The sequence below is a fragment of the Kitasatospora sp. NPDC048722 genome (genome assembly GCF_040650235.1).
Lineage (GTDB): Bacteria > Actinomycetota > Actinomycetes > Streptomycetales > Streptomycetaceae > Kitasatospora.
Genome location: NZ_JBEZGX010000032.1, coordinates 43,381 through 58,606 on the forward strand (window position 1 = coordinate 43,381; position 15,226 = coordinate 58,606).

Below are 15,226 nucleotides of genomic sequence, written 5' to 3' on the forward strand. Positions count from 1 at the left end.
GGTCGGAAGGGGTGGGGGATGGCGACCGTGCCGAGGCCGGGGGCGTACGTCTGCGGGATCGACGCCGCGATGGACGTGATCGGCGGCAAGTGGAAGGTGCTGATCCTCTGGGCGCTGGACGCCCGCCCGGGCTGCCGCTTCGGCGAGCTGCGCCGCCTGGTGCCGGGCATCACCGAGAAGGTGCTCGCCGCCCACCTGCGCGAACTGGAGGCGGACGGCATCGTGCACCGCGAGGCGCACGACGAGGTACCGCCCCGGGTCGAGTACACGCTGACCGACGCCGGCACGCGTCTCAACGCGGCACTGGCGCCACTCGGCGCGTGGGGACGGGACCACGTCCTCGGCACGAGCCCGCACCCGCACTGAAAGGCCCCGAACGGACCCATGCACCCGGACACCACCACGACCCTGCACGGCGAACGCCTCGACCTCGTCCCCCTGCGGCCCGGACACGCCGAGGAGATGGCCGCCGCCCTGGCCGACCCGGCTCTGCACGCCTTCACCGGCGGCACCCCGGACGGCGCCGACGCCCTGCGCACCCGCTACGCCCGGCTCGCCGCCGGCTCCCCCGACCCCGCCGAGACCTGGGGCAACTGGGCGCTGCGCCTCCACCCCGACGGCCGCCTCGCGGGCTACGTCCAGGCCACGGTCCGCGGGGACGGCGCCGAGCTCGCCTGGGTGGTCGGCACGCCCTGGCAGGGCCACGGCCTCGCCGCCGAGGCCGCCCGCACCCTGCTCGCCCACCTCGCCGCCGCCGGCATCACCACCGTGACGGCCCACATCCACCCCGACCACCACGCCTCCGCCGCCGTGGCCCGCGCCCTCGGCCTCGCCCCGACCGCCGAACGGCAGGACGGCGAAACCCGCTGGCAGAGGCGTCTCGGCCGGTCCACCTGACCCCACCGCCACCCCTGCGCCCCACCCACCCCACGCGCCCCACCCTCCCCGGAATGCCGTCCCCACCCGATGGGGTTGGATACAGCCATGGCATCTCGTGCACGAGTACGCGCCCCCGAGCTGGTCGGCGCAGGCGGTTGGCTCAACACCGGCGGCAAGGAGCTCACCCTCGCCGACTTCCGGGGCAAGATCACCGTTCTGGACTTCTGGACCTTCTGCTGCATCAACTGCCTCCACGTCCTCGACGAACTGCGCGAGCTGGAGGAGAAGCACCGCGACACCGTGGTGATCGTCGGCGTGCACTCGCCCAAGTTCGTGCACGAGGCCGACCACCAGGCCGTCGTCGACGCCGTCGCCCGGTACGAGGTGCACCACCCGGTCCTGGACGACCCGGCGCTCGTCACCTGGAAGCAGTACGCGGTGCGCGCCTGGCCGACGCTCGTGGTGATCGACCCCGAGGGGTACGTCGTCGCCCAGCACGCCGGCGAGGGCCACGCGCACGCGATCGCGCGGCTGGTGGAGGAGCTGGAGGAGGAACACGCCGCCAAGGGCACGCTGCGCCGCGGCGACGGCCCGTACGTGGCGCCGGAGCCGACCGCCGGGGACCTCAAGTTCCCGGGCAAGGCGGTGCGCCTGGGCAACGGCCACTTCCTGGTCGCCGACTCCGGCCACCACTCGCTGGTCGAGCTGGCCGAGGACGGCGAGACGGTGGTGCGCCGGATCGGCGACGGGCAGCGCGGCCTGGTGGACGGCACCGACCCGCGGTTCAGCGAGCCGCAGGGCCTCGTGCTGCTGCCCGAGGGGCACCCGTACGACTACGACGTCGTCGTCGCCGACACCGTCAACCACGCCCTGCGCGGCGTCCGGCTGGCCGACGGCCACGTCACCACGCTGGCCGGCACCGGCCGCCAGTGGTGGCAGGGCTCGGCCACCGAGGGCCCGGCCCGCGAGGTGGACCTCTCCTCGCCGTGGGACGTCGCCTGGTTCGACGGCCGGGTGTGGATCGCCATGGCCGGCGTGCACCAGCTGTGGGCGTACGACCCTGCGGCCGGCACGGTCGCCGTCGCGGCCGGCACGACCAACGAGGGCCTGGTCGACGGCCCCGCCGGCGAGGCCTGGTTCGCCCAGCCGTCCGGCCTCGCGGTCTCCGCGGACGGCGAGAAGCTCTGGGTCGCCGACTCCGAGACGTCCGCCCTGCGCTGGGTTTCACGTGGAACCAACGAGGTCCACACGGCCGTCGGCACCGGCCTGTTCGACTTCGGCCACCGCGACGGCGCCGCCGACCAGGCCCTGTTCCAGCACCCGCTGGGCGTCACCGTCCTGCCCGACGGCTCGGTGGCCGTCGCCGACACCTACAACCACGCGCTGCGCCGCTTCGACCCGGCGACCGGCGAGGTCAGCACGCTGGCCACCGACCTGCGCGAGCCGTCCGGGGCCGTCCTGGTGGACGAGGACATCGTCGTGGTCGAGTCGGCCCGGCACCGGCTGACCAGGCTGCGGCTGCCCGAGGAGGCGGTGCGGGTCGAGTCGGTCGCGCACCGCACCCAGCGCGCGGCCACCGAGGTCGCGCCGGGCCCGTTCCGGCTGGACGTGGTCTTCTCCGCGCCGAGCGGCCAGAAGCTGGACGAGCGCTACGGCCCGTCCACCCGGCTGCTGGTCAGCTCCACGCCGCCGGAGCTGCTGGTCTCCGGCGCGGGCGCGGACTCCGACCTCTCGCGCGAGCTGGTCCTGTCCGGCGAGGTCGCCGAGGGCGTGCTGCACGTGTCGGCGATGGCCGCCTCCTGCGACGACGACCCGGAGATCGAGTACCCGGCCTGCCACGTGCACCAGCAGGACTGGGGCGTGCCGGTGAAGCTGGTCGCCGACGGCGCCCGCCGCCTGCCGCTGGTGCTCGCCGGCCTGGAGTAGCCCGCAGGACGTGCGAAGGGCCCGGCGGACTCCTCCGGTTCTACGGAGTCCCGCCGGGCCCTTCGCACGTTCGGGCCTCTCAGCCCTCCAGGAAGGCCTTGATCGCGCCGGCCAGCAGGAACGGATCGTCCGCGCCGCACAGCTCGCGCGCCGAGTGCATGGACAGCGCCGCGATGCCGCAGTCGACCGTCCTGATGCCCAGGCGGGCCGCGGTGATCGGGCCGATCGTCGTGCCGCAGGGCATGGCGTTGTTGGAGACGAAGGACTGCCACGGCACGCCGGCCCGCTCGCAGGCCGCCGCGAAGACGGCCCGGCCGACGCCGTCGGTCGCGTAGCGGTTGTTGACGTTGACCTTGAGGATCGGGCCGCCGTTCGGCATCGGGTGGTGGCCCGGCTCGTGCCGCTCGGTGTAGTTCGGGTGGATCGCGTGACCCATGTCCGAGGAGAGGCAGACCGTGCCGGCCAGCGCCCGGGCACGGTCCTCCGGGGAGCCGCCGCGCGCGAAGACGGTGCGGTCCAGGACGTTGCCGAGCAGCGGGCTCTGCGCGCCGGTGTCCGACTCGCTGCCGGTCTCCTCGTGGTCGAAGGCGGCCAGCACCGGGATGTACGGCAGGTCCGCGGCGCCCTCGGCGGTGGCGACGGCGGCGAGCGCGGCGGTGGCCGCGTGCACGGACAGCAGGTTGTCCAGGCGCGGGCCGGCCAGCAGCTCGCGGTCGCGGCCGAGGTAGGAGGCGGGCTGGACGTCGTGCGTCATGAGGTCCCAGCCGACCACGTCGGCCGGCTCCAGGCCGGCCCGCTGGGCGACGTAGGAGATCAGGCCGCCCTCGTCGACCGGGCCGAGGCCCCAGATCGGGGTGAGGTGGCGCTGCTTGTCGAGCTTCATGCCGTCGTTGACCTGGCGGTCCAGGTGGATCGCCAACTGCGGCACGCGCAGCAGCGGCTCGTCCAGCTGCACCAGGCGCCAGCTGCCGTCCTTCAGGGCCAGCCGACCCGACAGCCCGAGGTCCCGGTCGAGCCAGGTGTTCAGCGGGACGCCGCCGTAGATCTCCACCGCGACCTGCCGCCAGCCTGCCGAGCCGGTGTCCGGCACCGGCTTGACCCGCAGGTTCGGCGAGTCGGTGTGCGTCCCGACCACGCGGAACGGCGTCTCGGGCCCGGCGCCCTCGGGCAGGTACCAGGCGATGAGCGCGCCGCCGCGGATGACGTAGCGCCCACCGGCCGCAGCGTCCCACGCGTCCGTCTCGGCGACCTGCCGGAAGCCCGCCTTCTCCAGCCGCTCGGCGGCGCTCGCAACCGCGTGGTACGGGGAAGGCGAGGTTCCGAGGAACGCGATCAGATCATCGGTGTGCGTCCGGTCGAAGAACGCCTGTCGGGCGGCGGGCGACATACTGCTCCTGAGTCGAGGGAGGGCCGGAGCCGGATGGGGGTCGGCTTCGCACCCTGAGCATATGCCCGTACACGGACAGGGCACTCGCAACGTCGCAACGGATGCGAAACGCAGACACAACCGTGAAGTGCCGTCGCCCCCACCACCGTTCACCCAACGAACGCCCCTGGTCGCGGACGGTCATCCGGCCGCCGGGGACTGCGGTCGCCGGCGGCGGCGCGACGCACGGGCCGGGCGGCCGGTTCCGGACCGCGGCGGCGTCCGGTCGACGATACTTCGGTGCGGTGAAGTCACCGTTGCGAGGGGTGCGTTGACCACACCGACGATGGCCGCCGGGGGCGCCGACGACGACGCCGCCGATCCGCCGGCCGGGCCGTCACGGGGTGCCCGGCGCAAGCGGGTGCTGGTGGGGGTCGGCGGGCTGGGAGCCGCGGCGTTCGTGAAGTCGCCGGCCGAGCGCGCGGAGCGGACGGCACCGCCGCCGGACAGCCTGCTCACCGCGCCCGTGGTGAGCCAGGTGCTGACGAGGTCGGTGACGGCGCGGGCGGTGGTGTACCCGCCGGAGCATCAGGACGTGGTGCCGTCGGCCGAGTCGCCGGAGGTCACCCGGCTGTTCGTGTCGAAGCGCGGGGTCGGGACCGGGGACACCGCGACGGCGGGGCGGCTCCTCGCGGAGGTGTCCGGGCAGCCGCTGTTCGCACCGCCGGGGCCGGTGCCCGCGTACCGGGACGTCAAGCCGGGCGCCACCGGCCCGGACGTCGCCGAACTCCAGGACGCGCTGCCGGGGTTGGGGCACCCGGTCGGCGACGACGACAAGGGGACGTTCGGCCCGGGGACGGCGGCGGCCGTGACGGCGTTCCAGGGCGGACTCGGCTACCCGGTGCCGACCACCGGCGCCACCACCCAGCAGGCGGTGGACGCGGCACGGAAGGCGATGGACGCGGCACCGAAGGCGGGACACCGACCGGCAGACGGCGGACGGCCTCACCGCGCAGCAACGGGCCGGCGCCACTCAGGCACCCGCTCCGACCGCCGCGCCCGCCACGCCCCAGCCCCCTCGGCACCGGGGCCCGGCACCGACATCGACCAGCAACCAGCCGCCGCCAGGACGCAGTTGGCCTCCGACCGGGCCGCACTCGGGAAGGCCAGGACGGTGAACGGCCCGATGGTGCCCGCCGCCCACGTGCCGTTCCTGCCCGCGCTCCGGGCGGCCCGCACGGACCCGCTGAAGGCCCTGCGGAGCGGGTGAGCGGCGAATGCCGAAGGACCCGACCGGGTGGGTCGGGCCCTTCGGCATGAGGGTTCCGTCAGGCAGTCCGGAAAGGGCGAGGGCCTAGAAGGCCTCCTCCGCCAGGTCCATGATCTCGTTGTCGATGCCCTCGGCGATCAGACGCTGCGGGGCGACGGTCGGCAGGACGTTCTTGGCGAAGAAGCGGGCCGCCGCGACCTTGCCCTGGTAGAACGGGACGTCCTTCTCCGAAGCGCCGGCCTCCAGCTTGGCCAGGGCCACCGCGGCCTGGCGCAGCAGCAGCCAGCCGACCACGACGTCGCCGGAGACCATCAGCAGGCGGGTGGTGTTGAGGCCCACCTTGTACATGTTCTTGACGTCCTGCTCGACCGAGGAGAGGTCGGCCAGCAGCTTGCCGACGATGCCCTCCAGGTCGCCGGCGGCCTTGGCGAGCAGCTCGCGCTCGGCGGCCAGGGCGTCGCCGCCCTCCGCCGAGGCGAGGAACTTCTGGATCTGCTCGGACAGCGCGGTGAGGGCCTGGCCGCCGTCCTTGACGATCTTGCGGAAGAAGAAGTCCTGGCCCTGGATCGCCGTGGTGCCCTCGTAGAGGGTGTCGATCTTGGCGTCGCGGATGTACTGCTCGATCGGGTACTCCTGCAGGTAGCCGGAGCCACCGAAGGTCTGCAGGGACTGGGCGAGCTGCTCGTAGGACTTCTCCGAGCCGTAGCCCTTGACGATCGGCAGGAGCAGGTCGTTCAGGCGCTCGGCGGCCTCGTCGCGCTCGCCGCGCAGCTTGGCGGCCATCATGTCGTCCTGGGTGGACGCGGTGAACAGGACCAGCGCGCGCATGCCCTCGGCGTAGGCCTTCTGGGTCAGCAGCGAGCGGCGCACGTCCGGGTGGTGGGTGATGGTGACGCGCGGGGCGGTCTTGTCCAGGAACTGCGAGATGTCGGCGCCCTGCACGCGCTCCTTGGCGTACTCCAGGGCGTTCAGGTAGCCGGTGGAGAGGGTGGCGATGGCCTTCGTGCCGACCATCATGCGGGCGAACTCGATGATCTTGAACATCTGGCGGATGCCGTCGACCTTCTCGCCGAGCAGCCAGCCCTTGGCCGGGTGCTTGGCACCGAAGGTCATCTCGCAGGTGTTCGAGGCCTTGAGGCCCATCTTGTGCTCGACGTTGGTGGCGTAGACGCCGTTGCGCTCGCCGAGCTCGCCGGTCTCCCAGTCGAAGTCGAACTTCGGGACGATGAACAGACCGAGGCCCTTGGTGCCCGGCTTACCGCCCTCGGGGCGGGCCAGCACCATGTGGATGATGTTCTCGGACATGTCGTGCTCGCCCGAGGTGATGAAGCGCTTGACGCCCTCGATGTGCCAGGAGCCGTCCTCCTGCTGGATCGCCTTCGTGCGGCCGGCACCCACGTCGGAGCCCGCGTCGGGCTCGGTGAGGACCATGGTGGAGCCCCACAGGCGGTCGGTCATCCGCTTGGCGATCTCCAGCTGCTCCTCGGTGCCCTCCTCGGCGATGACGCCGGCGAAGGCCGGGCCGGAGGAGTACATCCAGATGGCCGGGTTCGAGCCCAGGATCTGCTCGGCGAAGGCCCAGATCAGCGAGTTCGGGGTGACCTGGCCGCCGATGGACTCCGGGATGCCCAGGCGCCACCACTCGGCGTCCATGAAGGTCTGGTAGCTCTTCTTGAACGAGGCCGGGATCGGGGCGGTGTTGGTCTCCGGGTCGAAGACCGGCGGGTTGCGGTCGGCGTCGACGAAGGACGCGGCGAGGTCGTTCTCGGCGAGGCGCGAGATCTCGCTCAGGATGTTCTTCGCGGTCTCGACGTCCATGTCGGCGAACGGTCCGGTGCCGTACACCTGGTCGCGGCCGAACACCTCGAAGAGGTTGAACTCCACGTCCCGCAGGTTGGACTTGTAGTGACCCATGGCCGTTTTCTCCGGTTCGTCGCTTCCGGGAGACCGCCGCGTTCCGGCGCCCCGTACCCACCAGTAGGCATCATGATGCTACCCAGCGGTAACTTGGGCAAGCCCCCGACGGTGAATCCGCTATGAACGTGGTCACGTCCCACAAGGCGGGACGACGACTCCTTGTCAGGATCGACGCCAGCGCGCGCGGGTGCGCTCCCGCTAGCCTGTCCGTGTGTACGGATATGACCAGAACGCATACCCGGGCGACCCCTACCAGCAGCAGGCGGGTCCGCAGCCGGGCATGAACGGCATGCCCGGCGCCGACGCCTACGGCGCGCAGTCCCAGGCGTCGCAGCAGTCGCTCTACCCGGAACCCTCCCCGCCGTCCCTCGCGGACGCCGTCCGGGCCTTCACCACCGGATCGATGGCCGTCGAGGACTTCCAGGCCATCTTCATCACCTCCAAGGTGCACTGCCCGCGCGGCGACCGCCCCGGCTTCCTGGCGCTGCACAACACGCCCACGCCGGTGATCCCGATGTTCAGCTCGCTCAAGGAGCTGCGCCGCTACGCCGGCAAGGACTCCAAGCACTTCACCGTGACCGGCGCCGAGGTCCTGGACCTCCTGCCGACCGGCTACGGCTTCGCGCTGGACATGGAGGGCGAGCACCGGATGGTCTTCGACGCGAAGGCCGTGGAGCAGATGGTGGACTTCACCATGCGCCGCATGTACGGCTGACGGCCGCTGCGCGACCGCCGGCAGCCATCGCTCCACAGACGGCCGGGGCGACTGCGGCGAGACGCCCGGAGGAGGAGACGAGCCCTTCCGCACTCTCATAGTTCAATTTTCAACTTGCTACTTGTTGAGAATTGAACTACTCTCGTGGACGTAGGCCAGAGGAACCCCCCGAAGGAGGCCGACATGCCCGCCGTGACCGTCGAGAACCCGCTGACCCTCCCGCGCGTCGCCACCCCCGACCCCGCCGCCACGACTGCGCGGCCCGTCCTCACCGTGGTCACCGCACCCGAGGGCTTCGAGGGCGAGGGCTTCCCGGTGCGCCGCGCCTTCGCCAAGATCAACACCAAGTACCTCGACCCGTTCATCATGATGGACCAGATGGGCGAGGTGGAGTACGCCGCGGGCGAGCCCAAGGGCACGCCCTGGCACCCGCACCGCGGCTTCGAGACGGTCACCTACCTGATCGACGGCGAGTTCATCCACAAGGACTCGCACGGCGGCGGCGGCCACCTCGGCGGCGGTGACACCCAGTGGATGACGGCCGGCTCCGGCATCCTGCACATCGAGACCCCGCCGGAGTCGCTGGTGCTGTCCGGCGGCCTGTTCCACGGCATCCAGCTGTGGGTCAACCTCCCGGCGTCCGACAAGATGACCGCCCCGCGCTACCAGGACATCCACGGCGGCCACGTCAAGCTGCTCTCCACTCCGGACGGCGGCTCGATCCTGCGGCTGATCGCGGGCGAGCTGGGCGGGTACCGGGGCCCGGGCGTCACCCACACCCCGATCACCCTGCTGCACGCCACCGTCACCCCGGGCGCGCAGGTCACCCTGCCGTGGAAGCAGGACTTCAACGCGCTGGCGTACGTCCTGAACGGCGACGGCACGATCGGCGCCGAGCGCCGGCCGATCCGCAGCGGACAGGCCGCGGTGTTCGGCGAGGGCGACACGATCACCATCGCCGCCGACGCCAAGCAGGACTCCCGGCACCCCACCCTGGACGTCATCGTCCTGGGCGGGCAGCCGATCCGGGAGCCGGTCGCCTGGTACGGGCCGTTCGTGATGAACAGCCACCGCGAACTGGAGCAGGCCATGCGGGACTACCAGTCCGGCTCGTTCGGCCACCCGGTCGACTGACCGGCCCCGCGGACCCGGACGCCTCGGTCGCCTACAGCAGCGCGTAGACGGCCGAGGCGTCGTCCTGCGCCTTGCCGCGCGGCCACCGCTCGCACGCGGCGTCCGCCCGCTCGACCTCGCGGACCTGGGCGATCAGCTCCCCCGGGCCCGACTCGGCGAGCAGCCGCAGCGCGTCCGCCCAGCTGCCCAGACCGAAGCGCTCGGTGTAGCGCGAGGCGCCGTCGGTCAGCGCTGCCAGCGCCCGCAGGCGCTCCAGCCGGACGAAGCCCGTCTCGGCGTGCCCGGCCGCGCGCGGGCTGGCTGCGGCGATCCACGGGCCGTTCCCGGTGTTGCGCGCGGCGCGGACGGCGAGTGCGTACTCCAGGTGCAGCGCGGCCCGCTCGGTGGAGCCGGGCACGGTCTGCCAGATCTGGCGGCGCAGGCCCTCGCCGCCGGGGAAGCGCTGGTTGTCCCCGATCACCCGCGGCGGGCCGTCCTTGAACTCCAGCACCAGCAGCGAGTCGCCGAGCACCAGGTACTCCAGCGACTCGCCGTGCCGCCGCGCGGCGACGACCATCGCGGCGGGCGTGTTCGGGTGGGCCAGGTCGCACCGACCGCCGTGCAGCGCGGCCGTCTCGACGATGGCGTCGGCCAGGCACTCGGCGATCGAGCGGTCCACCCGGTCGGTGAGCCGGGCGAGCAGGTGCACGCCCAGCCGGCGGACGTACCAGGCGGTCCCGTGCCGACAGCCGGACTCCAGGCCGGCCGGTGAGCTCGCACCGTCCAGCAGTACCAGCGCTTCCGGCGAAGCCGCCGCGAAGTCCTCGCTCTCGCGGCCGGGCCGCCGTGCTTCCCCTGCGAGCTGTAGCTGCATCCCGACAGTGTGGCCGCCTCCCCCGGCCCGCGCCCAGACCCTTGCGCCGGTGTGGCGCGTGCCGGGGTGCTCGGGGTGGCCGGCGTCCGGTGGCAGCCGGGGCAATCCGGCCATACCGTCGGATACCGAGTGGACAATTCGGCCAATCAGGGCCGGTCGGGTTTGCGGTCCACCTTCGGGTGGCGGGCCGCACCAAGGACTGACGGTTCCGGCGGCGCCGCCCCCGACGGCTCCCGATCGACGAGGAGCGGGACATGTTCTGGCAGTTCATCGTGTTGCTGGCCGCCGGGCTCGGCTTCCCGACCGCCGCGCTGTTGTACCTGATCGGCGGGCCGCGCTTCCCCGACGAGCCACGCGGGCCCGAGCGGCCGGGCGGCTGACCGTCCGGGCGCGCTCCCGAGGCCTCGCCGGCCTCAGGGCGTCCAGGCCGGGTCGCGGCCGAGCAGCGCCAGCGCGCGCTCGAACGGCCCGCGGGCGCCGTCCTGCGGGAGGCGCTCGCGGAACGCGCGGTCCGGCCCGCGGCTCTCCGGCCCGGCCGGGACCAGCTCGGACACCGACACCAGCGCCCCGGCCAGCACCGGGTCGGCGTCGACGGCCGCCACGAGGCCGGACGGCGTGCCGAGGGCGGCCGCGACGTCCCAGCCGTGCACCAGCGTGTCGACGAGCTGGAAGCCCACCGCCAGGTCCAGCGGGAACGGGCCGCCGTCGCGGATCTCGGGCAGCCACAGCTTCCGGTCCGCCGCGGCGGCCTCGGCGAACGCCGCCTTGAGGTCCTCCGCCGTGCGCCGGAAGGCGCCCGCCGGGTCGTCGCCGACCGCGGCGTCGGCCCACAGCGCGAGGTCCGGCCCGGCGCCGCGCGCGGCGGCGGCGAAGCCCTGGTGCTGCCCGACCACGTGTTCCATCAGCCGGCGCAGGTTCCAGTCCCCGCACGGGGTCGCCAGCTCCAGGTGCTCCGGCGTGACGGTGTCGACGACCTCGGCGGCCAGTTCCACCGAGCGGGCGTACAGCGCTGTCAGTTCCATCGGATCGCACTCTCCTGGCCGGCGGTCACGAAGCCGACGGCTCGGTCGATGACGGTGGGTTCGGTGACGGTCCTGCGGGGGCCCGGCCCCGGGTGAGCAGCAGGCCGTGGCGGTCGCCGTGGGCGGCCTTGAGCCGGTGGGCGCAGTCCGGGCCGACCACTGGATCGCCCTCATCGTGCACGACGGGGATCCGGGCGTCGATCTCTTTCGGACGGTGGACCGCGGCGAAGCGCCGCCGCGGCTTCTCGACGCCGTCGAACGGCTCGTGCTCGATGCGGTGCGCCAAGTCCCCCTCCACAGCGATGTTCAGGCCCGGACCGGCGCGGAACGCCCTTGGCAGGAAGGCGAATTAGCCGCCTCCGGCGATGGCCACCAGCCGCTCGGCGCCTGCTGCGCGCCGGCACCCCTAGGGCCGGCGCCCCGCCGACTCCGTTTCCAGGAAGGCGGCGAAGGACAGCAGGGATTCGTCCCGGCCTGCCGCGCCGACGAGTTGGAGGCCCAGCGGCAGCCCGTCCGCCGTCCGTCCGGCGGGCAGGCTCACGGCGGGCAGGCCGAGGTGGCTCCACGGCAGCGACATCACCGCGTCCCCCGTGCTGTGCAGGCCCTTCGGCGCCCCGCCGGTGGCGGACGGCGCCAGCCAGAGGTCCACCGCGTGCTCGCGCATCGACCCGGCGACCAGCTCGCGCAGGTGCTCGCGCGCCCGGAGCGCGGCCTCGCGGTCCTCCGCCGCGACGCCCTGGCCCTGCCGGATGCTCGCGACCGTCTCCGGGCGGTAGAGGGAGCCGAAGCGGGCGAACCAGTCGGCGTGACTGCGGGCCAGCTCGAAGCGGTTGACCGTCTGCAACTGCCGGACGATCTCCTCGAACCCGATCCCGAAGTCCAGCCGCCGCACCGTCATCCCGGCCGCCTCGAACCGCTCCACCTGCGCGTCGTACGTCCGCAGCGCCTCCGCGTCGGCCCGCTCCAGGTACCGGCGGTCCGGCACGCCGAGCACCGGCGGCCTCCGGACGGCGCCCGCCCCGGCCCGGTCCCAGCCGTCGCAGAGCAGTCCGGCCGCCAGGGCCGCCCCGGCCACGTCCGCGGCGAACACGCCCAGCGTGTCGAAGGACGGCGCGTTCGGGATCACCCCCGCCATCGGGATCCGTCCGTACGTCGGCCGGAAGCCCACGACCCCGCAGTACGCGGCAGGCCGGATCACCGAGCCGACCGTCTGCGTGCCCACCGCGAGAGTCACCAGCCCGGCCGCGACCGCCGCCGCCGACCCGCTGCTCGACCCGCCCGGGGTGTGGCCCGGGTGGTGCGGATTGCGGGTCGGACCCGGCGCGCTGGCCGCGAACTCGGCCGTCGCCGTCTTGCCCGCCACGAGCGCCCCGGCCGCCCGCAGCCGGTCCACGACGACGGCCTGCGGCCCCGCGAGCACGCCCGGGGGCAGGGCGGATCCGGCGTGGGTGGGCAGGCCGTCCACGTGGATGATGTCCTTGATCCCGACAGCCACCCCGTACAGCGGCGGTCGGCCGTCCGGCTCCGGGTACCGCCCGGCCAGCGCGCGGGCCTCCTGGTGCAGCCGGCGGTGGCGCCCGGGCTCGGGAACGAAGGCGTGGATCAGCGGGTCGATCCGCTCGACACGAGCGCACAGCCGATCGACGTACTCGGTCAACGGCGGATCGCCGGCGCGCAGTTCGGCGGCCTCGCGGGTCAGCGACCGGGGCCGGACGAGGGGTTCCTCCATGCCGATCACGGTAGCCCGCACGCCTGGCGCTACCGGTGCTCGGCGCCCAGGTACGGCGACTCCCGCAGGTAGTACGCCCCGCAGGTGTGGCAGCAGAGTTCGGGGGTCTTCCCCCAGTCCACCACGTCCCGGACCGGCGCCCCCGCCTCCAGCTCCCGACCGCACATCGCGACCTGCTCGGCACCCCGGACCACGTGCCACAGCCGCACCCCGTCCGACCGACCGCCGGCGCCGTACTCGGCTCGCATCTGGTGCATCATGCCCCCCATCGTCCGACCCCCCGAACGGCCCGGCAACCGGGGCGGACTCGGGCCGGACCACGGGCCGCACCAGGCGTCCTTTTACATCGATCGCATTTCGACACCCCCTGATCGAAAACAGGCCACCCCCGACCGGTATGGTTCGCGGGCGCGACCACCGCCGACGCCCGCCGTCGCTGCCCCAAGTCGCCTGAAAACGGACAGAATTCACCCGAATCTGGAGCATTGACCGTGCGCTCTTCCCGCCTCCTGGCCGCGTCCACCCTCGTGGCGCTCTCGCTCGGCGCCACGGTCGGCGCCGCCACCGCGAGCGCCGTCGGCATCACGCCGACCCCGACCGCCCCCACCGGCGCCCCCACCGCGACGGCCGCCCCGGGCACCCCGGCGCCGACCGCCCCCACCGGCGAGCCGACCGCCAAGCCGACCGGCCTGCCCGTCCCCACGCCGACCAACAGCGACCGCTGCCACGGCGGTGTCTACCAGAGCGGGCTCCTCAAGGTCACCGGCACCGGCCTGTACGGCACCACCCTGGTCAAGGGCGGCCCGGCCGCCGAAGTCAGCCTGACCTGGGAGAACAACAGCGGCGTCGACCTGCCGGTCGTCCACAACTCGCTCTACCTCACCGACGAGATGCAGGAGCGCCCGGTCGACTGGAGCCCGGAGTTCTTCACCATCCAGCTGAAGACCGCCGGCGGCTGGAAGCAGCTGACCGACAAGGACCGCGTCCTGCAGATGCAGGACTTCAAGCTGGCCAAGGGCGAGAAGTTCACCGTCCAGCTGCGGATCGCCGCCAACGCCAAGGCCCCGGCCGGCAAGTACGGCGGCAACTACGAGGCCGGCTCGGACGCGTTCGACAACGACAAGGTCCCCACTCCGGCCAACAACAAGCCGAACGCCTGCACGCAGTTCCTCGCCGACTTCGAGGGCAACTTCCAGGTCGCCGAGGCGGGTGCCGCCACCGCCCCGGCCGCCACCGCCCCGGTCGCCACCACCCCGGCGACCGCCACCGCCGCGTCGCCGTCCGCCCCGGCCACCGCGGGCCCGCACCTGGCCGAGACCGGCGCCTCGTCCAACACCCTGCCGATCGCCGTCGGCGGTGCCGCGGTGCTCGTCGCGGGCGCCGGCACCCTGTTCTTCCTCCGCCGTCGCAAGGCCGGCGCGAACAGCTGACCAACTCACCGAGGGGCGGGGACAACCGTTCCCGCCCCTCGGTGGTCTTCCCAGCCGGAGAGCGACAACCCGACCCCACCGCTGGAGCCCCGACCATGCGTTCCCCCCGGCTGCCCGCAGCCTGCGCCCTGCTCGTGCTCACCACCGGCACGGTCGCCGCCGGCGCCGCCCCGGCCCTCGCCGACCCGGCCCCCACGACCTCGGCGAGCCCGACCGCCCCGGCCACCGGGGAGCCGACCGCGCCCGCCACCACCGCCCCGGCGGCGACGCCCACCGCGGCCGGCACGCCCACCGCCGCCGCGACCCCGGCGGCCACCGGCTCGCCGTGGCCGTACAACTGCCCCGAGGGCCCGATGGCCTCCCCGATGCCGGCCACCGCCACCGGCCCGGCCGGCGGCGCCGTGGTGACCGGCGGAGCGCCCGGCGAGCTCTCGGTGACCTTCGACAACACCAGCAGCGCGACGGTCCGCGAGCTGGCCACGACCTTCACGCTGGCCGGCAAGGACGGCGCGGCCACCGGGCTCGACGTCAAGCTGCGCGCGCCCGGCGGCGACTGGAAGCCGCTCACGGGGACGAACGCCGGCACCTACGGGGTCGAGCACGGCCAGAAGCTGACCCTCCAGGTGCGGGTGACGGCCGGAGCGGGCGCGGCGCTCGGGGACTACCGCTTCGCGTTCGCGGCCAAGTCCGAGGTGCTGCCGATCGGTTCGGCCCCGGCGAAGAAGTACACCTGCCCCCAGCTGACCGCGAGCACCGGCGGCACCTTCGCGGTGACCGACCGCGCCCCGGCCGGCGCCTCCGGCACGACCGCCCCGGCCCCCGCGCCGAGCCCGGTCCGCACCGCCGGCCAGCTCGCCGACACCGGCGGCGGCACCAACTCCACCCCCATCGCGGTCACCGGCGCCGCCACCATCGCGCTGGGCGCCGCTCTCCTGCTGCTCACCCGCCGCCGCACCACCGCGGTCGAAGAGGACTGATCCGGCGC

At 73.6% G+C, this 15,226-nt stretch carries 16 protein-coding genes; 9 read left to right on the forward strand and 7 right to left on the reverse strand.

All coding sequences use genetic code 11. From position 1 onward, the window contains the following. Positions 1-18 precede the first annotated feature (18 nt). The 3 genes from AB0C76_RS23325 (at position 19) to AB0C76_RS23335 (ending at position 2,805) form a co-directional block, all read left to right on the forward strand. Positions 19-366: a helix-turn-helix domain-containing protein gene (locus tag AB0C76_RS23325; protein WP_359968625.1), complete on the forward strand. Its 348-nt coding sequence runs from the start codon at positions 19-21 to the stop codon at positions 364-366. Between the two features lie 18 nt (positions 367-384). Continuing rightward, positions 385-897, forward strand: a complete 513-nt coding sequence (locus AB0C76_RS23330) for a GNAT family N-acetyltransferase (RefSeq protein WP_359968628.1) — start codon at positions 385-387, stop codon at positions 895-897. 87 nt (positions 898-984) lie between these two features. Next, on the forward strand, positions 985-2,805 hold the full coding sequence (locus AB0C76_RS23335) for an NHL domain-containing thioredoxin family protein (RefSeq protein WP_359968631.1): 1,821 nt from the start codon (positions 985-987) through the stop codon (positions 2,803-2,805). Positions 2,806-2,884: 79 nt separating this feature from the next. On the opposite strand, the gene AB0C76_RS23340 is transcribed toward AB0C76_RS23335, so the two are convergent. Next, on the reverse strand, positions 2,885-4,192 hold the full coding sequence (locus tag AB0C76_RS23340; RefSeq protein ID WP_359968634.1) for a M18 family aminopeptidase: 1,308 nt from the start codon (positions 4,190-4,192) through the stop codon (positions 2,885-2,887). Between the two features lie 310 nt (positions 4,193-4,502). Between AB0C76_RS23340 and AB0C76_RS23345 the strand changes: the two genes are divergently transcribed. Beyond that, entirely contained in the window at positions 4,503-5,441 is a 939-nt protein-coding gene (locus tag AB0C76_RS23345; protein WP_359968637.1) for a peptidoglycan-binding domain-containing protein, read from the forward strand. Positions 5,442-5,525: 84 nt separating this feature from the next. Here the strand turns inward: AB0C76_RS23345 and AB0C76_RS23350 are convergent, their stop codons facing one another. Further along, on the reverse strand, positions 5,526-7,355 hold the full coding sequence (locus AB0C76_RS23350; RefSeq protein ID WP_359968640.1) for an acyl-CoA dehydrogenase: 1,830 nt from the start codon (positions 7,353-7,355) through the stop codon (positions 5,526-5,528). 283 nt (positions 7,356-7,638) lie between these two features. Here AB0C76_RS23350 and AB0C76_RS23355 point away from each other — a divergent pair, with 283 nt between their 5' ends. Together AB0C76_RS23355 and AB0C76_RS23360 are read left to right on the forward strand one after the other, a co-directional pair. Continuing rightward, positions 7,639-8,073, forward strand: a complete 435-nt coding sequence (locus AB0C76_RS23355) for an SseB family protein (protein ID WP_359968765.1) — start codon at positions 7,639-7,641, stop codon at positions 8,071-8,073. Between the two features lie 183 nt (positions 8,074-8,256). Beyond that, positions 8,257-9,207 carry a pirin family protein gene (locus AB0C76_RS23360; RefSeq protein ID WP_359968642.1) on the forward strand — a complete coding sequence of 317 codons (951 nt, stop codon included), beginning with the start codon at positions 8,257-8,259 and terminating at the stop codon, positions 9,205-9,207. A gap of 31 nt (positions 9,208-9,238) precedes the next feature. Here the strand turns inward: AB0C76_RS23360 and AB0C76_RS23365 are convergent, their stop codons facing one another. Next, a complete protein-coding gene (locus tag AB0C76_RS23365; protein ID WP_329928928.1) occupies positions 9,239-10,060 on the reverse strand; it encodes an integrase in 822 nt (273 codons plus the stop codon). Positions 10,061-10,314: 254 nt separating this feature from the next. Between AB0C76_RS23365 and AB0C76_RS23370 the strand changes: the two genes are divergently transcribed. After that, complete coding sequence (locus AB0C76_RS23370; RefSeq protein WP_359968645.1) at positions 10,315-10,440, forward strand: hypothetical protein; 126 nt, start codon at positions 10,315-10,317, stop codon at positions 10,438-10,440. 33 nt (positions 10,441-10,473) lie between these two features. On the opposite strand, the gene AB0C76_RS23375 is transcribed toward AB0C76_RS23370, so the two are convergent. The 4 genes from AB0C76_RS23375 to AB0C76_RS23390 all read right to left on the reverse strand — a co-directional run bounded on the left by AB0C76_RS23375 (position 10,474) and on the right by AB0C76_RS23390 (position 13,071). After that, positions 10,474-11,082, reverse strand: a complete 609-nt coding sequence (locus tag AB0C76_RS23375) for a TIGR03086 family metal-binding protein (protein ID WP_359968648.1) — start codon at positions 11,080-11,082, stop codon at positions 10,474-10,476. 25 nt (positions 11,083-11,107) lie between these two features. After that, entirely contained in the window at positions 11,108-11,368 is a 261-nt protein-coding gene (locus AB0C76_RS23380; protein ID WP_359968650.1) for a hypothetical protein, read from the reverse strand. Between the two features lie 120 nt (positions 11,369-11,488). Then, positions 11,489-12,811, reverse strand: a complete 1,323-nt coding sequence (locus AB0C76_RS23385; RefSeq protein WP_359968653.1) for an amidase — start codon at positions 12,809-12,811, stop codon at positions 11,489-11,491. Between the two features lie 29 nt (positions 12,812-12,840). Beyond that, the gene (locus tag AB0C76_RS23390) at positions 12,841-13,071 is read right to left on the reverse strand and encodes a hypothetical protein (RefSeq protein WP_359968656.1); all 231 of its coding nucleotides are present in this window, start codon (positions 13,069-13,071) and stop codon (positions 12,841-12,843) included. Between the two features lie 231 nt (positions 13,072-13,302). On the opposite strand from AB0C76_RS23390, the gene AB0C76_RS23395 reads away from it, so the two are divergent. Then, positions 13,303-14,241 carry an LAETG motif-containing sortase-dependent surface protein gene (locus tag AB0C76_RS23395; RefSeq protein ID WP_359968659.1) on the forward strand — a complete coding sequence of 313 codons (939 nt, stop codon included), beginning with the start codon at positions 13,303-13,305 and terminating at the stop codon, positions 14,239-14,241. A gap of 95 nt (positions 14,242-14,336) precedes the next feature. Next, a complete protein-coding gene (locus AB0C76_RS23400; RefSeq protein ID WP_359968661.1) occupies positions 14,337-15,218 on the forward strand; it encodes an LPXTG cell wall anchor domain-containing protein in 882 nt (293 codons plus the stop codon). The last annotated feature ends 8 nt before the right edge of the window (positions 15,219-15,226 follow it).